Origin of the sequence: Arthrobacter sp. G.S.26 (assembly GCF_050847375.1) — a bacterium.
In the GTDB taxonomy this organism is placed as follows: Bacteria; Actinomycetota; Actinomycetes; order Actinomycetales; family Micrococcaceae; genus Arthrobacter.
Map to the genome: position 1 here is coordinate 3,792,821 of NZ_CP193752.1, position 22,333 is coordinate 3,815,153.

The 22,333-nt window shown below is 69.3% G+C and carries 11 protein-coding genes; 4 read left to right on the top strand and 7 right to left on the bottom strand.

Features of this window, described 5'->3' with window-relative positions:
• Positions 1-75 precede the first annotated feature (75 nt).
• On the bottom strand, positions 76-1,776 hold the full coding sequence (locus tag ACRB8A_RS17465) for an extracellular solute-binding protein (RefSeq protein ID WP_432245218.1): 1,701 nt from the start codon (positions 1,774-1,776) through the stop codon (positions 76-78).
• A 196-nt stretch (positions 1,777-1,972) separates the two neighbouring features.
• On the opposite strand from ACRB8A_RS17465, the gene ACRB8A_RS17470 reads away from it, so the two are divergent.
• A complete protein-coding gene (locus ACRB8A_RS17470; protein WP_432245219.1) occupies positions 1,973-4,912 on the top strand; it encodes a glycoside hydrolase family 3 C-terminal domain-containing protein in 2,940 nt (979 codons plus the stop codon).
• Positions 4,913-4,976: 64 nt separating this feature from the next.
• On the opposite strand, the gene ACRB8A_RS17475 is transcribed toward ACRB8A_RS17470, so the two are convergent.
• The gene (locus ACRB8A_RS17475) at positions 4,977-5,822 is read right to left on the bottom strand and encodes a DMP19 family protein (protein WP_432245220.1); all 846 of its coding nucleotides are present in this window, start codon (positions 5,820-5,822) and stop codon (positions 4,977-4,979) included.
• A gap of 221 nt (positions 5,823-6,043) precedes the next feature.
• Between ACRB8A_RS17475 and ACRB8A_RS17480 the strand changes: the two genes are divergently transcribed.
• Positions 6,044-9,532 carry an SNF2-related protein gene (locus ACRB8A_RS17480; protein WP_432245221.1) on the top strand — a complete coding sequence of 1,163 codons (3,489 nt, stop codon included), beginning with the start codon at positions 6,044-6,046 and terminating at the stop codon, positions 9,530-9,532.
• A gap of 174 nt (positions 9,533-9,706) precedes the next feature.
• Positions 9,707-10,705 carry a family 43 glycosylhydrolase gene (locus ACRB8A_RS17485; RefSeq protein WP_432245222.1) on the top strand — a complete coding sequence of 333 codons (999 nt, stop codon included), beginning with the start codon at positions 9,707-9,709 and terminating at the stop codon, positions 10,703-10,705.
• 133 nt (positions 10,706-10,838) lie between these two features.
• Here ACRB8A_RS17485 and ACRB8A_RS17490 read toward each other — a convergent pair whose 3' ends face one another.
• Positions 10,839-12,128: an ammonium transporter gene (locus ACRB8A_RS17490; RefSeq protein ID WP_050686364.1), complete on the bottom strand. Its 1,290-nt coding sequence runs from the start codon at positions 12,126-12,128 to the stop codon at positions 10,839-10,841.
• 448 nt (positions 12,129-12,576) lie between these two features.
• On the opposite strand from ACRB8A_RS17490, the gene ACRB8A_RS17495 reads away from it, so the two are divergent.
• Positions 12,577-16,134 carry a discoidin domain-containing protein gene (locus tag ACRB8A_RS17495; protein ID WP_082483869.1) on the top strand — a complete coding sequence of 1,186 codons (3,558 nt, stop codon included), beginning with the start codon at positions 12,577-12,579 and terminating at the stop codon, positions 16,132-16,134.
• 102 nt (positions 16,135-16,236) lie between these two features.
• Here ACRB8A_RS17495 and ACRB8A_RS17500 read toward each other — a convergent pair whose 3' ends face one another.
• The 4 genes from ACRB8A_RS17500 to ACRB8A_RS17515 all read right to left on the bottom strand — a co-directional run bounded on the left by ACRB8A_RS17500 (position 16,237) and on the right by ACRB8A_RS17515 (position 22,207).
• The gene (locus ACRB8A_RS17500; RefSeq protein WP_432245223.1) at positions 16,237-18,162 is read right to left on the bottom strand and encodes a DUF2264 domain-containing protein; all 1,926 of its coding nucleotides are present in this window, start codon (positions 18,160-18,162) and stop codon (positions 16,237-16,239) included.
• A gap of 78 nt (positions 18,163-18,240) precedes the next feature.
• Positions 18,241-18,987, bottom strand: coding sequence for a ThuA domain-containing protein (locus tag ACRB8A_RS17505; protein WP_432245224.1), 747 nt, complete (start codon positions 18,985-18,987; stop codon positions 18,241-18,243).
• Entirely contained in the window at positions 18,987-20,135 is a 1,149-nt protein-coding gene (locus tag ACRB8A_RS17510) for a LacI family DNA-binding transcriptional regulator (protein ID WP_432245225.1), read from the bottom strand. The genes ACRB8A_RS17505 and ACRB8A_RS17510 overlap by 1 nt, the downstream gene beginning before the upstream one ends.
• Positions 20,132-22,207, bottom strand: a complete 2,076-nt coding sequence (locus ACRB8A_RS17515) for a heparinase (RefSeq protein ID WP_432245226.1) — start codon at positions 22,205-22,207, stop codon at positions 20,132-20,134. Before ACRB8A_RS17515 ends, ACRB8A_RS17510 begins: the two co-directional genes overlap by 4 nt.
• Positions 22,208-22,333: the final 126 nt, after the last annotated feature.

The window sequence follows — 22,333 nt, forward strand, 5'->3', positions numbered from 1 at the left end:
CCGGACGCAGGCCCGCCTCCTGCGCCGGGGTGGCTGCTGCGCCGCTTTCCGTCCCTGTGCCCGTGCGTGCCACGGCTATGCCAGGAATCCGGCGTAGAAGTCGCGGAGTTCGTCGCCACCCTTGCTCTTCCAGGACGCGAGTTCGCTGTCCAGGTCCTTCATGGTTTTGCGGCCGCGGATGATGTCCTTGGCCAGGTCATCGAACGGCTTGCCGAGGGAACCGTACTTGGCCGGCTCCTGGATCTGGACGCCGAAGAAGACATCCTCCACCACGTTCGGGGCCTGCCGGGCTTCCCAGCCGGACTGTGCCTGCACCAGCCCGGGGTACTGGACCATGGAGTTGACCACCGGGGGGCTGACCAGGAACGCGTAGGTGCTGGTGACCTCGGTGCTGCCTTTGTCGGTGGCCTTGGGCACGCCCTGGGCGTCGCGGGTGAAGTGCACCCCTTCCACGCCGTTGTTGATCAGGACGTGTTCCTCGGTGCCGAACGGGGCGGCCATGAAGTTGGCCAGGGCCAGCATCTCCTCCACCTTTGCGGCGTCCGCCTTTTTGATGAAGCTGAAGATTGCGGCCGGCTGCGCGCGGAACAGCGTGGGCTTGCCGCCGTCCGGGGCGAAGTAGTCCATGGGCTGCTGGTCGAAGGACGGGTTGGTGGGCAGGACCCGGGCCAGGGCCTCGTGCCAGCCGCCCATGCCGTCGGATGCCATCAGGGTGGCACCGGATTCGAAACGCTGCTTGGCCTGCTGGGCGTTGCCTGCCACGGCGTCCGGGTGGACGGAGCCGTCCGCGAACAGCTTGGCGGTCCACTCGAGGGCCGCCCGGTACTCGTCCGTTTCGAACTTGTTCTGCAGCGTGCCGCCCACTTTTTTCCACTTGGGGACCACACCGTGCATGATCTGGGCACCGGTCCAGACGTCCTCGGAGCCCCAGCGGTTCTTGGATTCGTCGGTGAGTTCCTTGGCCACCTTGCGGAAGTCGTCGGCCGACTTGGGCGGTTCCACACCGAGCTGCTTGAAGAGGTCCGCGCGGTAGAAGAGGGCATCGGAGATGAGCGCGCCGGGGTACGGCAGGCCGTAGAGGCCACCTTCGAAGCACCCCATCTTCCAGGCCGCGGTGGGGATGTTGGCGAGGTTGGGGTACTTGTTGACCTTGTCGCCGGCCAGGAACTGCGACAGGTCCTGGAAAACGCCGGCGGCGGCCTGGCCGAAGCGGGGCGGCAGGTTCCAGGCCGGGATAACCATCCAGTCCGGCACGTCCTTGGGCGAAGCCAGGACGGTCTGCACCTTGTCCGCGTAGGCGTTGCCGTCGTTCACCTGGAAGTTGACGGTGGCGCCGAGCTTCTCATTGACCGCCTTGTAGTAGCCGTTCTCCGGAAGCGCCGGCGGCACGGCCCACCAGGCGGGGGTCATGGCGGTGTAGGTTCCGCCGCTGCCCGGGGTTTTGGCCACGGACTTCACCAGCGACGCCGGGACGCTGGTGAAGCCGGGGGTGGACCCGTTCACGGAGGCGATGTCCGGTTTCAGCAGCTCCAGCGGCTTGTAGGCCGGGACCAGCTTGGCCACGGTTTCAGCCAGGCTGCCGGAGGAGGTGGCCTGCGGTGCGGCGGTGCCGGAGCACGCGGTGAGCGCCGCGGGGGCCGCAGCCAGGAACACTGCGCCGCTGAGGATCCCCAGGAATGACCGGCGGTTTACAGCAGGGGATGCAGCCTCACCGAGCAACTGACCGGCTGTTTTTCGTGGGTGGCCCGTTGCGGGATCAATATGGGAACTGCGCATAACCAGCACTCCTTCGTGGAAGTCATTTAGACAAAGCTTCAAGCGATTCATCGAATCGATTCGACTGCGTTTAGCGTAGGCCACCACCCACCTTCGCGGCAAGGGATAAATGTGTTGCGACTCACAAGCACCAGTGCAACACTGGATTTTGCCGGATTTTGTATAAGCGATTCGATAACCAGCCGATAGGATTCCAGTGCCCCACCAGCAAGCCGCCTCCCCCGCCGTAGACATCAACGTTCCGGCGCCCACCCCACCGCAGGGGCCAGAGCCGACGGTGGAGGCTGCGGCCGCCGGGTCACCGGCTGCCATCCTGGCGGCGCTGACACTGGCGCAGAAGGTGGCGATGCTGCACCAGCATTCGCCTGCCGTTGACAGCCTTGGCCTGGCGCCGTTCCACACCGGAGCCGAGGCCGCCCACGGTGTTGCGTGGCTGGGACCGGCCACCGTTTTTCCGCAGCCGGTGGGCATGGCGGCTACCTGGGACCCGGACCTGATCGAGCGCCTGGGCGAGGCCACCGGCCACGAACTGCGCGGCAAAAAAGCCACTGATCCGTCAGTCAGCCTGAACGCCTGGGCGCCGGTGGTGAACCCCCTGCGCCACCCGCTGTGGGGCCGGAACGAGGAAGGCTTTTCCGAGGACCCGCACCTCACGGCGGAGCTGGCCGGGGCATTCTGCCGCGGCATGAAGGGCCGGGACCCCCACACGTGGCTCACGGTGCCCACGCTGAAGCATTTCCTGGGCTACAACAATGAGCGGGACCGGAACGTCACCTCCAGCAACCTCAGCCCCCGGGTGCTCCACGAGTACGAGCTGCCCGCCTATCGCGGCCCCATCGAGGATGGGGTGGCCGGTGCCGTGATGCTCTCCTACAACCTGGTCAACGGCCGGCCTGCGCACGTGTCCGACCTGGTCCGGGAGCACCTGAGGCAGTGGCGCAACGGGGAAGGGATCACCGTGGTGACAGACGCCGGCGCGCCCGGTTCGCTGTTCCGGGCGGAAAAGTATTTCGACGACGGCCCTGCCGCGTACGCCGCAGCCCTCCACGCCGGCGTCGACAGCTTTACTGACGACGGTGACAACCCCGGCCCCTCCATCGCGTACCTCAACGGGGCCCTGGCGAAGGGTCTGATCGATGAAGCGGCCGTGGACGCCGCGCTGCTGCGACTCCTCACCCTCCGGGCCAGGACCGGCGAGTTCGCGCCGGAACGCGATCCGTATGCTTCGATCGGGCCCGAGGCCATTGGCACACCGGCCCATGTTGCCCTGGCCAGGGAGGCCGCCGCGAAGGTGGTGGTGGTGCTTCGCAATGAACCCGCGGCCGGATCAGCGGACCGGCTGCTGCCGCTGGGTGACCCGGCCGGGTCCATCGCGGTGATCGGCGCGCTGGGTTCGCGGGTCCTCAGCGACTGGTACAGCGGAACGTTGCAGGATGCTGTCAGCATCGCCGAAGGCCTGGGCCACCGCTATCCCGGTTCCGTTACCGCTGAGGAGGGGACCGACGTTGTTGCCTTCCGGTGCGTGCGGACCGGAGGCTACCTGGGCGGCAGCGGCGGGGCGGTGCTTACCGCCCGTGCCGGGGCGCCCGGTCCGGAGCATTCGTTCGATCTGAAGGACTGGGGCTCGGGCGAACTGACGCTGCGGCTGGTGCAGACCGGAAAATTCGTCACGGATACCGGGGACGGCTACCTTCGGGCAGCGGCGGACCGGGTGGGCGGCTGGGTGGTCCAGGAGACGTTCCGGGCCGCCTACGCCGCCGACGGCACAGCTGCCCTGCAGCATGTGGGGAGCGGAAAATGGCTGCGGATCGAGGCAGGTACGGGCAGCGCGGCGCTGGTCCCGGACTACGGCCTGGCCGATTCCTTTGTTCTCCGCGTCCTCAGCTCCGGGCACGAAGCTGCCCGGAGCGCGGCGGCCCAGGCCCACACGGCCATTGTGGTGGTGGGCAACGATCCCCACCTGGGTGGCCGGGAAACGCTGGACCGCACGTCGCTGGACCTTCCGCTGGCCGACCAGGAGCTCATCCGGATTGTCCGCGAGGCAAATCCGCGCACCGTCCTGGTCATCGTGTCCTCCTACCCCTACGCGCTGGGCGGGCTGGCCGACACCCCCGCCGTCGCCTGGACCTCGCATGGCGGCCAGGAACTGGGCCACGGTGTGGCGGAGATCCTCAGCGGGGACTCCGGGCCCACCGGCCGGCTGCCGCAGACCTGGTTCGGCCGCGACGAGGACCTGCCGGACATCCTGGATTACGACATCATCACCTCGCAGTCCACCTACCTCTACAGCAGCGCCGAGCCCCTCTATCCGCTGGGTCACGGCCTGACCTACGGCGAGGTGCGGTACGGCTCCGTTGCCCTGCGGGAACTGTCCGGCGGGACCCCGGACCGCGCCGACACCGCGGAGCTCACCATCGAGGTCCATAACGCCGGTCTGCGGCCGGCGCAGGAACTGGTCCAGGTGTACGCCTCGGCGCCGGGCCACCCGTCCGGGTTCCCGCGCCGGCTCCTGGTGGGCCATGAGCGGGTGGACATTCCCGCGGGTGGCTCCGCCACGGCCGTTATCCGGGTTCCCCTGGAACGCCTGGCCACCTTCAACGTGGCTGCCGGGCGCCTGGTGGTGGAGCCGGGCAGCTACCTGCTCCTGGCCGGCGCCTCCGCTGCGGACCTGCCGCTGGCGGTGACGCTTGAGGTGGCCGGCAGCCCCACGCCGGGCCGCAGCCGCGGCGCGTGGTTCCGGGCGGAGACCTTCGACGCCTGCGGGAACCTGGCCCTGGTCCCGGAGACGCCGCTGGCCGGCACCGCAATCGCTCCCGCAGGATGCGGGCAGCCGGCCTGGTCCGTTTACCGGGGTTTTTCGACCGAAGCGGCTGCCGGCCAGGCTGCCGCCGGGGCGCAATCCGTGCTGCTGGACGTGGTGTCCTGCACCCCGTCCGGCCCGGCAGCCCGGGCCACCGTGCGGGTCCAGGTTCCCGGCCCCGCAGGTACGTGGAACACCGCGGGAACCGGTCACGTGGACGCCGCGTTCACTGGTGTCCTGCGGATTCCGCTGGGGCAGGGACCAACCGTCGGCGCGGCAGGGTTCCGGCTGGTGTTTGAGGGTGGCGTGACCGTCAGCCGGGTGCAGCTGGCTTAGGCAGGACTGCCGGGCCGCCCCGGAAAAGGCGGCCCGGCGGTCCCTTCAGGGAGCAGCCGGTTGGCTACGCGTCCACCATGTCGGCCTCGGCGAACTCCACGGCCGCCACGATCTCCTGGGTTTCGGGATTGATCATGAACGCCTCGTCGTCCTCCTCGACCATCAGGAAGTCGCCGTGGTCGGTGCTGAAGTGCCAGGCCAGCGTCTTGATCCCGTGGTGCAGGTAGTTCGGGTCGCCCATGGTGATCTTTATGAGCGCAAACCCTGCCACCCCGCACAGTTCCCGGATGATCACTTCGAAGTCCGGAGCGTCAGCCAGCTCGTCGGCGTCGGCCTGTGCCTGGCGTTCGGCCAGGTCCGGCACAAGCGCCACGAGGCGGTCGATGTGGGCGTCCACCTCGTCGTCAGCCAGGACAAGAAGGTCGGCCTGGCCGCGCAGCCAGGCCGCATTCAGGGCGGTGATGTTTTCGTGTTCCAGCAGCTCCTCGAACTCGCCGTCGAGCTCTTCCATCCGGAGGACGGCGTCGGGCGTCAGATCGGAGTCCTCAGTCCCGCCATCCAGGTAATGCTCGCGGTCAGTGCCGGAGAGGTTGTCGAAGAAACCGGCTGTGCGGTTGAACAGCGCCAGGTGGGCGGTGGCGCCCATGCCGGCCATGCCTTCGCGGATCAGCGTGTCGGTGTCCTCCCGGTCGATCGCCATAAAGACGTACTGCGCGAAGCCGCCCTCAAGCGCCTGCGTCAGGTAGAAGTCCACGTAGTAGCTGCGGACCGCCACGGGTGACATCTCGGCGGTGTGGAGGAGCGCCTCATGCATGGCATCCACCAGGCCCACGTTGGCTTCGACGGTCTCCTCGTCGCCGGCTTCGATGCTGCTGCTGGTCAGGACAACGGGCTGCTGGCTGGTGATCATGGCGATCCTCACTGCTGGCGGTGGTGGTGGTGCTCGGATATTTGTCACGCTACGGGGGCCAGGGAGCCGTGGCGTTGCGGGGCACATGAACGTCAGGCGAAGTTTGGGCGGGACCTGGCACCCGGCCCGTGCGCACCGGTGCCGCCCGGCGAACTAAGATGGATCAGATCACCAACCACCGGACCCGGCCCCGCCGTGGCCTGCTGAAAGTAGCGCGCACCATGCCATCCCAACCGGACGAGAGTGCGGCCCTGGCAATACAGACCCCCGCCATCAACGACCGCTCCCTCGCGGCCGGGCTCGCCTATGCCATGGGCAGCCGCGTCTCGGGGATGTCGTTCGACGCCGGCACCGGGCTGATGCTCGGCAAGGTCCGCGGCGGCGCAGAGGTGCCGTATTCCACCACCGCCAAACTGGTCCGGAAGGCCGGCGGCTGGAGCTGCACCGTTGGTGTCTGCAGCTGCCCGGTCCGCAAGGACTGCAAGCATGTGGCCGCCCTGCTTTTCGCCGCCGAGGACAGCCCGGCGATCCGGGTCCAGCTGCTCTCCCCTGCCACCGCCACGCAGGTAGCGCGGGATCCGGCGGCCGTGGCCCTGACTGATTGGGAGGAAGCCCTCAGCCCGCTGATCTCCCGCACCGGGACGGCCCCCGCCGGCACGGGCGTCCCGCTGGCCCTGCAGTTCGAGATCGAGGAACCCGCGCCGCACTTCTCCTACACAGGGCGCCGGGATCCGGTCCGCGGTGTCCGGCAGCTCAAGGCCCGGCCGGTCATCATGGGGTCCAAGGGCAAATGGATCCGTGGCGACGTTTCCTGGAACACGCTCAGCTACCTGAACTTCCGGCGCGAATGCAACGAGGCGCACGTCGAATGGATGCAGGAGTTCCTGGCCGCGCACTCGGCATCCGCCAGCCGGATGCACAACTCCTCCGGGCTGTGGCTGGGGCTGAACTCCTACGCGGGCCGGAACCTGTGGAGCCTGCTGGCCGACGCCCGCAAGATCGGCCTGGCCCTGGTCCATTCGCGCGGCACCGAACCGGTCCGGATCGCGGAGTCCCCCGCCGCCGTCGGGCTTAACCTGGGCCGTTTCGGTACACCCGCCCCGGCGGAAGGCACACCGCCGGACGGCGGCCTGGAGCTCTCGCCCACCATCAGCGTTGACGGCGGCGAGGTGGACCCGGCCGCTGTGGGCACCCTGGGCCGGCCGGCGCATGGCCTCTTTTTCACCACCACGGCGGACGGCACTGTCCCGGAGACGCTGCCCGGAGTGACCGAGGGGCCGGCCACGGACACCGTAATTACCCTGGCGCCCCTGGAAAACGGGTTGAGCGAGGAACTTCTGGCGTTTGTGACGGCCGGCAGCGCGCTGCGGATCCCGGCCAAGGACGAGTCGCGGTTCCTCACCGGTTTTTACCCGAAGCTGAAGCAGACGGCACGGGTGACGGCGCGGGATGAGTCCGTGGAGCTGCCCACCCTGGCTGTTCCCACCCTCTCGCTGCTGGCGAACTATGGCGCCGACCACCGGGTGCGGCTGCATTGGGAGTGGCATTACAAGGCCGGGAAGCTGGTTACGGCCCAGCCGTTGTGGCGCCATCCGGGCGATCACGGCTACCGCGATGACACCGCCGAAGCGCGGATCCTCGACGGCATCGGGCAGCCCTGGGAGGCGGTTCCGGCGCTGGGCGAGTCAGCCACCGGCGGCTGGGGCACGCCCCGGCTGGCAGCCTCCGTGGAACTGAAGGGCCTGGACACGCTGGCGTTCACCGAGGACGTGCTGCCCCGGCTCCGGGAGGCGCCGGACGTTGATGTGGACACCGCCGGTGACATCGCCGATTACCGGGAGGCGGAGGAAGCCCCCGTTGTGTCGATCTCCACCAAGGCCACGGAACAGCGCGACTGGTTCGACCTGGGCATCCAGATTTCGCTCGAAGGCCAGCCGGTCTCCTTCGCCGCGGTGTTCTCGGCGCTCGCTTCCGGGCAGACCAGGATGCTCCTGCCCAGCGGCGCGTACTTCTCCCTGGACCTGCCGGAGCTGCACCAGCTGCGCGCCCTGATCGACGAAGCCCGCGAACTGCAGGACAACAAGGATGCGCCGCTGCAGATCAGCCGGTTCCAGGCCGGCCTGTGGGATGAACTGGCGCAGCTGGGAATCGTGGACGAGCAGGCGGCGTCCTGGCGCGCGGCGGTGGGCGGCCTGCTGGAAGGCGGCATCGAGGGCCTGCCGCTGCCGGCCAGCCTGGACGCGGACCTCCGGCCGTACCAGCTGGAAGGCTTCAACTGGCTGACGTTCCTGTACCGGCACAGCCTCGGCGGTGTCCTGGCCGACGACATGGGCCTGGGTAAAACCGTGCAGGCACTGGCCCTGATGTGCGCGGCAAAGGACCTGGCCGCCCAGTCCGCCGGCACTGACGGAACCGCTGCCGCCGTCGTACCCGGCAGCGTTGACGCTCAACCAACAGGTCCCGACGGCGGCGCCCCATTTCTGGTGGTGGCCCCCACCAGCGTGGTGGGCAACTGGGCGGCGGAGGCTGCCCGCTTCGGTCCGGGGCTGAAGGTCCACACGGTCAGCGAGACGTTCGCGAAGAGCGGCCGGCAGCCGGCGGCGGCGATGGCGGGAGCCGACCTGGTGATCACGTCGTACGCGCTGTTCCGGATCGACTATGAGGCGTACGCGTCCCACGCCTGGTCCGGGCTGGTGCTGGATGAGGCCCAGTTTGTGAAGAACCACCAGTCCAAGGCGTACCAGTGCGCCCGGAAGCTGCCGGTCCCCTTCAAGCTGGCCATCACCGGAACGCCGCTGGAGAACAACCTGATGGAGTTCTGGGCGCTGACGTCCATCGTGGCGCCCGGGCTGTTCGCCAGTCCCAAGCGGTTTGCCGAAAACTACCAGAAGCCGGTGGAGAAAAACGCCGACAAGGGCCAGCTGGACAAGCTCCGGCGGCGGGTGCGGCCCCTGATGATGCGCCGCACCAAGGACCAGGTAATCAAGGACCTGCCGCCCAAGCAGGAGCAGATCCTCGAAGTGGTGCTCAATCCGCGGCACCAGAAGGTGTACCAGACGCACCTGCAGCGGGAGCGGCAGAAGATCCTGGGCCTGATTGAGGACGTCAACAAAAACCGGTTCACCATCTTCCAGTCGCTGACCCTGCTGCGGCAGCTCAGCCTGGACGTTTCGCTGGTTGACCCGTCATTGTCCGCGGTCCGGTCCAGCAAGCTCGACGTGCTTTTTGAACAGCTCGAGGACCTGGTGGCCGAGGGGCACCGCGCCTTGATCTTCAGCCAGTTCACCGGCTTCCTGGGGAAGGTCCGCGAGCGCCTTGACGAGGAGAACATCGAGTACTGCTACCTCGACGGCGGCACCCGCAACCGTGCCGACGTCGTCAACGAGTTCAAAAACGGCAGTGCCCCGGTCTTCCTGATCAGCCTCAAGGCCGGCGGCTTCGGCCTGAACCTGACGGAGGCCGACTACGTGTTCCTCCTGGATCCGTGGTGGAACCCTGCGTCGGAGGCGCAGGCGGTGGACCGGACGCACCGGATCGGGCAGGCCCGGAACGTGATGGTGTACCGGCTGGTGGCCAAGGACACGATCGAGGAGAAGGTCATGGCCCTGAAGGCGCGCAAGTCCCAGCTCTTCGCGGATGTGATGGAGGGCGACGCCCTGTCCGGCGGTGCCATCACGGCCGAGGACCTCGCCGGGCTGTTCCGGGAGTAGGGCACCCGTGGCGGCGTCCATTGGCGACACGCAAACCTCCTGTCGACGCGCAGATTCCGTGACGCACCCCGGATAAGTGCCGCGCCAGGGAATCTGCGCCGCGCGGATGCTTTTGCGCGTCGGAATTACCCCCTAAGCTGAAACCAACGAAGTAAGTACAACGTTGGAGAAAATGTGCCACAGGAGCAGGCCAATGCCGTCCCCGCCGTGATTCCGCTGCAGCCGGACGCCTTCGCAACCCCCTACCGGGACCCCGTCTGGGACGGGCCAACGGATCCCGTCCTGGTCCGGGACCACCGCACCGGGGACTGGGTGCTTTTTTACACCCAGCGCAGGGCCACCCAGGACGGGCTGACCGGCGTGGAATGGGTGCACGGGACGGGCATCGGCGTCGCCCGGTCCGCTGACGGCGGAGCCAGCTGGACCTACCAGGGCACCGTGGCCGGCCTGGTGCCGCCCGGAACGGAACTGCCGGCAACGCTGTGGGCGCCCGACGTCGTCCGCCTGGGCGACCAGTGGATCATGTACCTGACGGTGCTGGGCGGTGTCCGCACTGACTGGACAGGTGGGGCCGGGATTGTGCAGCTGGCCAGCCGGAACCTCACCGACTGGGAATACCTGGGCCAGGTGGACCTCGACTCGCCCCGGGTGATCGACGCCGCCGTGGCCTTGTGCGGGGACGGCCGCTACCGCCTTTGGTACAAGGACGAGGCCCGCGGGTCCAACACCTACAGCGCGGTCAGCGACGCGCCGCACGACCCGTCGTCGTGGGCGGTCGAAGGCATCACGCTTCCGGGCCGCCCGCACGAGGGTCCCAAGGTATTCCGGCTCGGTGGCTGGTACTGGATGGTGGTGGACGAGTGGCGCGGCCAGGCGGTGTACCGGTCGGAGGACGCGGCAGGCGGCTGGCTGCGGCAGAAGGAGGGCGACGGACTGATCCTTGCCGCCCCCGAGTCCGTGGCCGGCCGGGCCGTGGTGGGCCGGCACGCGGACGTGGTTCCCCTGTCGTCCGACGGCGGCCCGGACCAGGCACTGGTGGTCTACTTCACGCATCCCCACTGGGGCGGCGAGGACATTGACACCATGGCACCGGACCCCAAAACCAGGCTCAGCCACGTCCGCGCGGCCGTGGTGGAGGTCCGGGACGGCGTCCTGGTCTGCACCGCCGGCTGAGACAGACGGCAAAACGAAGGCAGAGGACCGGCTCCTGGAACGGCCGCCCAGCGCCCCCCGCTGGTACGTCCCAAGGCCCGGCCCTCTGCCTGGTTCGTCTTCCGGACGGCGCATTGGCACCATCCGGAAGAGTCTAGCTGCGCTGGGGGGACCCCAGCTCCACCGGGTCTTCATCGGTGAGGTAGGCAAGCTCCGAGTGGGCCGCGAGGTCGATGCCGCGCATTTCATCCTCGGGCTTGATGCGCAGGCCAATGGTCCGGTCCAGGATCTTGGCCAGGAGCCAGGTGATACCGAACGAGTAGGCCAGCACCGTGACCGTGGCCAGGGCCTGGGTTCCGAGGAGCTCGAAGCCGCCGCCGTAGAACAGCCCGTTGACGGCGTTCGGGGCTGCGTCCGTGGCGAAGAGCCCAATCAGCAGGGTGCCCAGGATGCCGCCCACCAGGTGGACGCCCACTACGTCGAGTGAGTCGTCGTAGCCGAGCCGGAACTTCAGTTCGATCGCCAGCGAGCAAACCGCACCGGCGATCAGGCCGATGGCCACCGCGCCCAGCGGGCTGACGGCGCCACAGGCAGGCGTGATGGCGACCAGCGCGGAGATGAGGCCGGAGGCGGCGCCCATGCTGGTGGCCGCGCCGTGGCGGATCCGTTCCACCAGGGCCCACGCCAGGAGGCCGGCCGAGGCAGCAACTGCGGTGTTAAGGAAAACCACCGACGCCGACTGGCCTGCGGACAGGGCGGAGCCGGCGTTGAAGCCGAACCATCCCACCCACAGCAGGCCGGCACCGATCAGCACCAGCGGCCGGCTGTGCGGCTTGGTGTGTTCCATCTTGGGCCAGCCCGAGCTCCTGCCCAGGACCAGGGCCAGGGCCAGGGCCGCGGCGCCTGCGTTCATGTGCACAGCCGTGCCGCCGGCGAAGTCGATTGCCTTGATGCCGCTGGCAATCCAGCCGCCGGTGACGCTGCCGTCCGCAGAGGAGAACGCAAACACCCAGTGGGCGATCGGGAAGTAGACAATGGTGGCCCAGATGCCGGCAAACAGCATCCAGGCGCCGAACTTCATCCGGCCCGCCGCTGCGCCCGCCACCAGTGCGGTGGTGACGCAGGCAAAGAAGAGCTGGAAAGCTGCGAACAGTGCTACCGGGATGGACGCCTCGTCATCCGCGGCGAGCAGCTGTCCCAGACCGGGGAATTCGGTGATGTCGCCGATCAGCCCCAGTCCGCCCACTGAGTTGCCGAAGGCCAGTGAGTAGCCAAAGAGTGCCCACAGCACAGCCACCAGGCTGGCGCCGCCGAAGCACATCATCATCATGTTCAGAATGCGGCGTGAGCCCACCATGCCCCCGTAGAACAGGGCAAGGGCGGGGATCATCATGCAGACCAGCGCTGAGCTGGCCAAAATCCAAGCGACATTTCCCGAATCCATGGGAAACCCCTTTCGTGATGCGAGGAGAGAACGGAAATCGCCCGTGAATGCCGCTCCGGCAGAAGGGGCGCGGAATCAGAACCGCGTCCAGCGGAGGGCAGCTTTCGCCGTCTGTTTCCAGAGTAAAGCTGGCATCTCCGGGTGGGTTTCCGGTGTGTTAAATGATCGTTTCGGTTCGCCGCACGCATGTTTCAGGCGTCCCGCGGCCATCGGGCACGGCACGGGTTGTCCTGCAGGACGCGAAGTCGAAGTTTCGCCGGCGGCCGGGACGGCCTGCCCACGGCCGGTACCGCCGTCGAACACGTCCTGAACACCCGTGACCGAGTACGACCGAACGTGTTCGGATGCCTTGTTCCGTTCCGACCCCGCCCATAGTCTCGCTGTGCCCGGACTTCCCGGCTGCGGGACCGGCAACAGCTCCGCACCCCCATGACTGCGAGGTACAACAATGACGTTTTCCGCACGAAGAACCCGACGGGCCAGGAAGCCGGTGGCCGCGCTCGCTGCCGCGGTGACGGCGGTGGCCGGGCTGGCGTTGCTCCCCGTGGCACCCGCCGGCGCTGCAGACCCGCCCACTCCGGTGACCATCACGCCCAACCCGGCAAGCCGCGGAGCCGCGTTCGAGGGCTGGGGCACCAGCCTGGTCTGGTTCGCCAACGCGACGGCCGGCTACTCCCCCGAACTCCGCGAAGAGCTGTACCAGAAGGTCTTTGGGCAGGAAGGCCTGAACCTCAACATCGCCCGCTACAACGTGGGCGGCGGCAACGCCTCCGACGTAAAGAACTACCTCAACGACGGCAGCGCGGTGGAAGGCTGGTGGCAGCCGAAAACGGAAGTGCCCGCCGGCACTGCTCCGTCCAACCTGTACAACCCTGACGGCACGGTGGACAAAGCGCAGGCCAACAAGCTGGCCTTCCTGGAGCAGTGGAACCCGGATGATCCCGCGTCCTACAACCCGGACGCGGACGCCAACCAGCGCTGGTGGGTGGAGAAACTCGACGCGGAACAGCAGATCACCCACTGGGAGGCCTTCAGTAACTCCCCGCCCTGGTTCATGACCAAAAGCGGCTACGTCTCGGGCCAGCCCACCCCCGCCAAGGGCGAAAACCTGCTGCCCCAGGCGGAGGCCAAGTTCGCCGCGTACATGAAGCATGCCGTGCAATTGCTGGAGGAGGGCAGCGGCATCACGGTGAACACCATCGACCCGTTCAACGAGCCCAACTCCGGCTATTGGGGCACCGACATCGACGCTGCCACGGGCAAACCCCCCACCAGCTACACGCAGAAGCAGGAAGGTGCCCTGATTTATCCTGCGGCGCAGGACCGCGTCACCCGGCTGCTGGCCGCCGAACTGGCCAAGGCCGGCACCACCACCGGGGCCGTCATCTCCGGGATGGACGAGACGGATCCGGGCAAGTTCATGACCAACTGGAACGGCTACAGCCAGGCCGCCAAGGACGCCGTGGCGCAGCTGAACGTCCACACTTACGGCACCGGCGACCGCCGCCGGGTCCGGGACCTGGCCAAGTCTGCGGACAAGCCGCTGTGGATGAGCGAAGTGGGCGGCTCCTGGCGCGGCAACCCCGCACTCGGCGACTCCACCGGGGGCTGGGACCGGTCCAACATCGCGAACGGGCTGGGCATCGCCGGGCGCATGGTGGATGACCTGCGTGAGCTGGAGCCGGACGCCTGGGTGTTTTGGCAGCCCGTGGAGGACACCTACAAGCAGGAAAAGGGCGACGGCGGCTGGGGCTCCATCTACGTGGACTTCGACTGCAACTACGCCGGCCGTGAAGGGTCCTCCAACCGGCGGATCAACGACGGAGCCAGTGCCGAAGCCGCCAAGTGCAAGGTGCTGACCAACCAGAAGTACAACACCACCCGGAACTTCACGCATTACATCCGGCCGGGCGATTTCCTGATCCAGAACGACAACGCCAAAACCGCGAGCGCCCTGAAGGCGGACGGCAAGGGCGCCACCCTGGTGCACTTCAACGACACCGCGACCCCGGAGAAGGTCACCCTGGACCTGAGCCGCTTCGGTTCCATCGCCCCCGGCGCTACCGTGACCCCGGTGGTCACCACCAAGTCCCCGCTCGAGGACATCGAGCGGAACGCGCTGGTCAAGGGCGCCCCCGTCGCCGTTGATGCCGCGGCGAAGTCCGCCACGCTGGAGGTGCCGGCCGCTTCGGTGGTGACGTTCGTCGTCGACGGCGTCAGCGGGGTTGCCGCCGACGCCGCACCGGTGCAGGACGGCCACAGCTACCACCTCACCGGTGACGCCAGCGGCAAGGACCTGACGGCCCGCGCCGACGGTTCCGCAGCCATCCAGGACCCGGGGTCCAGCATGGCTGCGGTGGTCCCGCAGGTGTGGACCTTCAACGCCGTCCGCAGCGACGATGAGTACGCCCACAACCGGCGCTGGGTGCTGACCAACAAGGACGGCCGGGTCCTGGCCGGAACCGGCGGCGTGCTCAACGGCAGCCAGGCCGGCACCGCCACCCTGTCCGGAATGACCCTGGAGCAGGCAAAGGCCACACCGGCTGCGCAGTGGATCCTCACCACGGAGAACGGCAGGAAGTGGTCGCTGGTCAACGCTGCCGCGGCCAGTGCCCTGCAGGTGGCGGGCAGCCAGACGGCGGCCGGGACCGCGGTTTCCCTGGGCTCGTCCACCGGAACCACCGCCACGGCCACCGCCAACCCGCACCAGGTGTGGGGCTTCACCGACCTCGAAGACCTGCAGCTGCTGGGCACCACCAAGGTGGACCTCAGCACGCCGGTGGGGGTGGCGCCGGAACTGCCGGCGACCGTCATCCCCCTGTACGGCAACGGTGCGGGCCGGCCGATTGCGGTGCAGTGGCAGCAGATTGACCCTGCCGCCTGGGACAGGGCGGGCCGCGTGACGGTCACGGGTTCCGGGACTGACCTGTACGGCGCGGGCTTCAATGACGCCACCGTGACGGTGGAGGTGGGCCGCTACGCCGCCACCGATCCGGTATCGGCCACCGTGGGGGCAGGCTCCACCCTGGCCGCGCTCCAGGCGGCAGCACCGGGCACCGTGCCGGGCCAGATCGGCGCCGGACCGGCCCGGAACCGGCTCACGGCAACGTGGGACTGGAATTCGTTCGACGCCGCCGCGCTGCAGGTGCCCGGGACGTACACCGTCCGCGGGACTGCGGCCACCGGGGTTTCCGGGGAGCAGCCGCTGGCAGCCGTACTGACGGTGATCGTGGTGGCCAGCGAAACCGTGGACAACATCTGCCGGGCGGATCCCGCCACCACCGCCACCGCCAGTTTCACGGAAGGGTCCTACCTGGCCCGCAATACCTGCGACGGCAATGCCGGCTCCGCCTGGTCCAACTGGGTCAGCGCCGGCCGTGCGGGTGACAGCCTCACGTATGGGTTCGGCCGGGAGTACACGGTGGATTCGGTGACGGTGACGTCAGCCGAAAAGGCCGCGCAAAGCCTGAAGGTTCAGTACCAGGACGCGGCCGGAGCATGGCAGGACACGTCCGCCGGGACCATCACCGGGCTCAGCACCGCAGCCCCGGCAACCGTGGCCTTCAGCCCGGTGGCAACGCGCGGCATCCGGGTGGTGCTGGCCACCCCTGGTTCCTACACCAAGGTGGCCGAGGTGGCCATTCGGGGCACCCGGCCGGCTCCGGCCGGACTGCCCACCCTGGGCAGGCTGCTGGTGGACCAGCAGTCGGTGGCGGGGTTCGATCCCGATGACTCCGGGTACAGCGTCCTCACGGCCACCGCAGCCTTTCCCACGGTGGCGGCAGTCCCGCTGGACACCAACGCCCGGGTCACGGTGATCCAGGCAAGCAGCGGGAACCCGACGGCGGAAGTCACCGTAAGCGCCCCGGACGGCACCACGCGGGCATACACCGTGGCGTTTGTGACCGGCAAGGACGCCTGTAAAAACGGCGGCTGGGCCACCAACCTGGACCCGGGCTTCCGGAACCAGGGGGCCTGTGTAAGCCACTTCGCGGCCGGGAAGTAACCGCACGGCAAAAAGGGGCCCGCGGCGGGGTATCAATCCCGCCGCGGGCCCCGCCGTGTGTGCCTGCCTGCCTGGCCGGTTGGACCCAGGGAACCTGCGGCGCTATTCCAGCCGCGCCCACACCGCCGCGGGGTCCACGGCGGTGCCGTCGGCAAACACAAAGCTGCCGCCGTCGGACCACCGCGCGCCGGCAAGTTCCCGCTCCAGCCCGGCACCGCCCAGGCCCACGACGGCGGCATAGTCACCGTCGCGGGCGGCGCCGGCGGTACCAACCCAGGGGATGGTGAGCCGCTCCCCCATGGGGTGCGCGGCCTCCCGGACCCAGGTGCCGGCGTCGTCCAGTGGCCCGCCGGCACAAGGCGCGGCCAGGATCCTGCTCAAAACGGAATCCGCACCATCCTGGTCCACCGGCCAGCCGCCTATCCGCAGGCGGGAATCCGCCCCGGCGGCGGCCGTCCCGCGGAGCCGCACCAGCCGCAGCTCCACCGCCCCGCGGGTCAGCGACACCACGGTGGCCTCGGGCCCGGCGACCGCCACGCCGGCTGCGCCGCTGCCATGGTCGGGGCCGGCGTTGGGGTCCACGGAAATCCAGTGCGCCGTGAACCGGGATGCGCCCAACAGGACACCATCAAGGTCCGCCTGCGCCAGGACGGTAAAGCCGGTCCGGTGCGTCAGCTGCCCGGACCCGTCCTGCAGCACCACCGCGTTGTCCAGGGATTCCGGTGCCAGGTCCGGGAAGGTGTGGGTGGAGTAGCCAAGCCGGGCGTACAGCGGCGAATCCGCCACCGTGCTCCCGGGGTTGGCGTGGTCGGTGCCGTGGTTCCGGACCCGCACCACGCCGTCCGCCACCGTGCCGTTTACCTGCCAGCCGGGGGCGGCAATCAGCCGCCGGGTGTCCGCGGCCTCCACCGGCAAGGGCTCCTCCACGGCAGTCCACACGGGGTGATCCGCGGGCAGGGCCAGGCCCATCATGCCCTTCGCTGCCCAGTACGGCGACCCGGAACCGGAGTAGGACTGCTTCATGCCGGGGAACTCGCCGTGCCAGCCGATGGAGAGCAGCCCGTCCGGGGTGAGGGCGTCCCGCTCCATGAAGTAGGACAGGATCCCGGACGCCGCCCGCCGGGACACCCCGGGACTCAGCCGCGTCTGGCCCAGCAGCTGGCCGGACCAGAACGGCGCCGCGGCGGCGAAGCGGTAGATCAGGCTGCGGCCCTGGATCAGCGGGGCCCCGTTGCCGCCCACCAGATGGATGGCGTCGGCCAGGAAATCCGCCAGCCGGCCGCCGTCGAGGTCCCGCCGGGCCCGGACCCGGGGGTCCTGGGGCGCCATCAGCTGCAGCAGCTGCGGATAGACGTGGAAGGCCCAGCCCACGTAATGGTCGTAGGCGCGTTCGGGGCCGTCGGCAAACCAGCCGTGGCCGCGGTAGAGGGCATCGTGGGTTGCCAGGCCGGCGTCGATATCGGCGTCGGAGTACCGGCCGCCCACGCTGGCCAGGAACATCTCCACCACAATCTGGAACCACACCCAGTTGATGGGCGGGTACTCCTCGCCGATTACCGTCTCGAACCAGGCCACCAGCTGTTCCTGGACCCGCTGCGGCAGTTTGTCCCACAGCACGTCCCGGGTCAGGGCCAGGCCAACAGCCAACGACGCCGCCTCCACCTTGGCCTGCCCCAGCTCGCCGGGTGTGGGCCACCGGTCCGGATTGGCCGGGTTGGTGCCGGCGTCGAGGCCTGCTGCGTACCAGTCGGCCAGCCAGCCGGTTCCGTCCGGGTCACCGGCCAGCCGGAAGGACGCCAGCAGGAAGGTGCGGGCGAAGGCCTCCAGCGAATCGCTGCGCGGGCCGTAGGCGCTGCTGGCGCCGGGAAGGTAGAGGTTGGCGTGGTCGGGGGTGGCGAACCGGTGGGCGGACCGCAACATATGGTCCGCGTAGGCGCACCAGTGGTCGCGGGTCAGGCCGGTGAGCGGGGACAGTTTCCGGTCCAGCGGCGGGAGGACAAGGGCGGGCGGGGCGGCACGATGGGTCATGGTGTCCTGGCGGGTCGGTGGCAGGGGCGGTTGATCGGTGGCAGGCGCCTGGTCAAAAACAGGTTGGCAGGAGCCGGGTCATGCGGGGGCCGGGGCTTGCGCGCCGTCCGGGCTGCCGGCGGTGAGCCAGCCGATGGCCTGGCGCAGCAGCCTGCGGTGTTCGGGTGAGGCGTAGGAGGCGGCGTCATGGCCCAGCGCGTCGTACACAGTGCGGCCGGAGCCGCCGCTGCCTGCGCCAGGGCGCTCCAGCGACCACACGGTGGGATGGTCCAGGCCGTTGTGGACGTGCGTGGCGTGCACGGTGATGCCTGGCGCGGTGCGCAGGTAGCTGTATTTCTCATCGGTCAGCACAAAGTCCGGGATGCCCGCCACCACGGGTCCGGACTCCGGCCGGACCGAGATGGCCGCCGGGCCGTAGTCGGGGTGCATGGACGTACCCCGGATCCACCGTCCGCCCAACCCGTCCTCCCATTCGGGCAGGTCGGTGAAACTGGTGGCGCTGGAATGGGACGCCAGCAGGGGCCGGCCCAGCCGGAGCCAGCGGGACAACCCGGCAGCGGCCTGCGGCGTCCCGGGCGAGGGTGCGCCGTCCCGCGGCAGGCCCACGTTGATGGCGAGGAGGGCCGGCAGGTCCGCGCTGGGCAGGTCCGCCAACGCAGCCAGTGCGGCGTCCACGTCCGGCGGCAGGACGGCGTCGAACCCTGCCTCCCGGAGGAGGTCCGCGAGCGCTGCGGAGGTTTCCGCAAAGGGATGCCACGGGTCGGCGTAGCGGCCGGTCCCGCTGAGCAGCAGCGCCGTGGGACGTGCCGGCGTTGCCCCCGCCATCACAGCGTTTCCTGCAGCAGGCCGGCGGCGGGGACGCGGGGCGCTCCCACGGAGGAGTCGCGCAGGATCAGGTCGGGGTTGAGGCCGATCCGGTGCACGGGCCGCTGCCTTCCCTCTGCGAGCCGCGCGGCCATGAGCTGGACGGCCACCTTGCCCACATACTGCTTGGGCGGCCGGACGGCGGAGATGGCGGGTTCGGCGAGGTAGGCCACCTCGTCGTCGTAGCCCACCACCGCCATGTCCCCGGGAACCTGCAGGCCGCGGTCCACGCAGTGCTGCACAAACGCCACCGCCTGGGTGTCCGAATGGACCAGCATGGCGGTGGTTCCGGTGACACGGCAGAGTTCAAGGACGTGGTCGAAATGTTCCGCCCTGCCGCCCGGGCCCTGCGTGGCCGAGTCCTCATGGACCGAGCCTTCCAGCGGGATCTTCATGGCGGCCAGGGCCTGCCGCCAGCCGCGCACCACGTGTGGGCTGGTGGGACTCGCGGAGTCCGTGAGGCAGCCGATCTGCCGGTGCCCCTCCTGCCACAGGTGCCGCACGGCCATGCCGGCTCCGAACGAGTGGTCAGTGGCCACCCACTCGAGGCGGTGCGCCGGAACCTCCGCGGGCGGCCGGCGTTCGGCGAGGACCACGGGGATGGGCAGCGTGTTGAGCCAGCGGAGCAGCTCACGGCCGTGTTCGCCGGTCATGTCCGGTGCCACGATCAGGCCGTCGATGTTCTGGGTGTCCAGCAGCGCCTGCACCTGCCGGCGGTTGTCGGCGGCGTCGTAGGCGGAGCCGCGGACCAGGATCCTCAGGTTCTGCTCTTCGGCTTCGGCCCGGGCGCCGCTGATCACCTGCGGCCAGTAGTAGTCCAGCGAGGGCACCACCATGCCGATGGAGTAGCTGTTCGACGCCGGCCTGGCCGCCGCCGACCGGTCCAGTGGGCTGCGGAGGGTGGCGCCGCCGTGCACCCGGGACACCAGGCCCTCGTCCGCCAGGATGTTCACGTCCCGCCGGATGGTCAGTTCGCTGACACCCAGTTTGGCCGCGATCCCCCGGACAGTGATGGCGCCGTGGGCCCGGAGTTCCTCCATGAGGCGCTCCCTGCGCTGAAGTGAAAACAGGGACTTCCCGGCGGGGACGGATGCTGGCGGGGTGCTCATGGTGTGGCCTCCACGGTGAGGGTGAATGCGCCGGCGGCGCGGTTGTCGGCGGACATCCTGAAGCGCAGGCGGGTCAGCCTGGCACCCCAGACGCCGGCCAGGAGCGGGTCGTCGAGCTGCCATTCGTCCACCAGCACGACGGCGGATTCCGGCTCCCAGCGCAGGGCGGCGCCGCGGGTGGCAGGGTTGCCGGGCGTTGCGCCGGTTCCGGGGACGGGTACGGGTACGGGGATCCCTGCCGGCGATATTGTTGCGGTGCCGGCGTGGGCGCCGGTGCCGATCCGCACGGTTCCGGCAGCAAGGTAGGTGATGGAGGTACCGTCCCCGGCCGCGCCTTCCTGCGGTGCAGCAGCCAGGTCCCAGGTGTCGGTCACCCGTACCTGCCGGGCGTCACGGTCCAGGGCCGCGGTGCGGACCCACTGCCCGGGGGCCAGCCCATAGGCGGCCCCCAGTTCCAGTCCCAGCACGGGATTCCCGGCAGCCGGCACATGGACAACGTGCGCGGCAAACTCCTTGCCGGTGCCCTGCTCCTGCCCGGCGGGTGCCGGGACGCTGTGCCAGGCACTCTGCATGGCGCGGATGCTGTACCTGTCGGGCCCAAACGTTTGGGCCGTGTATGTGGGCTGACCGGCATCCACCAGCAGCGGCACACCGTCCACGGCCACCACCACGGATCCCACGTCGCGATGGTTGTGGTGCTCGCCGTTGTGCCCGCCCTTGGCTGCCAGGAACAGTCCGGTGCTGCTGCCGGCAGTTTCGCGGGCCACCATCACCTGCACCGAGGGCAGGTAGGCGAACGGCACCAGCGGGTACCCCGCGCCGACCACGGAGCCGGAGCCCGGACCGGCTCCCTCGCCGACGGATGGTCCAGCTGCCACTCCATGGGCGCCGGCGGCCAGGATCGGCCGCAACATCCTGCCCAGGCCCGCGGCCGGCGCCGGCTCCCCGGAGTCTGCGCCTTCGGCGTGCGCTGCCGCGTCGGCGTCGCCCAGCCGGCCGGCCCACCGGCGCAGCATGCTCCACGGCAGCGCCGGAGCTGCCTGCGCCGGACCGTCCGCCACGTTCAGGTACCAGCTGCCGCCGATGTGCATCCGGTGCGGGAAGGCCGCCATTTCGCGGACCACCGGCAGGTCGGCGTCGAGCGCCCCGCCGGCTGCCTCCGTGAGCAGCGAGAGTCCCTCCAGCGCCCTGCCCGCGCCGTTCCACCAGTAGGCAAAACCCTCATCGATGGCCCCGTCAGCCGGGATGGCGGCCAGGAACCGGTCCAGGCCTTCGATGCACCGCGCAACAGTCAGGGCCCGGACCCCGGGGTCGTCAACCAGGAACAGCGCAGCGGCCAGGAGGTTGGAATGGATCCAGGGGTTCCAGTTGTGGACATCGCCGTCCAGGCCAAGCCAGTGCCAGTCCAGCCGGTCCAGGAAGGGCCGGATCACGCGGGCCTGCACTTCGTCCCGGATCCGGCGCCGCAGTCCCGGCGCCCTGCCGTCCAGTTCGGCACCCAGCACCAGGTCCAGCCAGGCCAGCTGCGCCACCACTTCCCCGGCGCCCAGGTCAAGATAAGGCCGGTCCAGATCCGGCAGCACGTCCCCCGTGCGGGTGAACACGTCCTCGTGCGCGGCCCAGCTCCACGAGCTTTGTTCGCAGAGCAGGAAGGCGCCGTCGATCACTTCATCCAGCCAGGCCGGTGCTGCCCCCGACGGTCCCTCCGGGTCAGGGTTTTGGCCGGGCTGCGCTGCCAGTGCCAGTACCACCGCACGCGTCAGCCGCTGCTGCCGGGCGCCCACCAGCCCCTCGTAGGCGGTGCGGTTGCCGTCCCTGAAATACCGGGCGTAGTGGGACACCAGGGGCTGCGGCCACGGTGTGCCGCGTTCCGCCCGGGCGTCCCGCTGCAGTTGGCCGGTGCGCGGTCCTGCCGCCGCGCACCATGCAGGATCGCCGACGGCGGGAGCCGCCAGCCGCCCGCGGGCGCCGGCCAGCAGGGACACCAGGTTGCCGGCGGAAGCGGTATCGCCCCACGCGGCCGCCAACGGAAAGGCGGGAGGGAGCTCGGGAGAGCCGTGCTGGGACGTCATCGGGGAAACTCTTCTTTTGTTCGACTGTGATCGTTTCAGATCGAGTACGAATGGCTTGGTTGAACTGTGCTGTTCATGAGTATGTACTGGATTCCAGATGTGATGCAAGCCATGAACTGCCCGGCC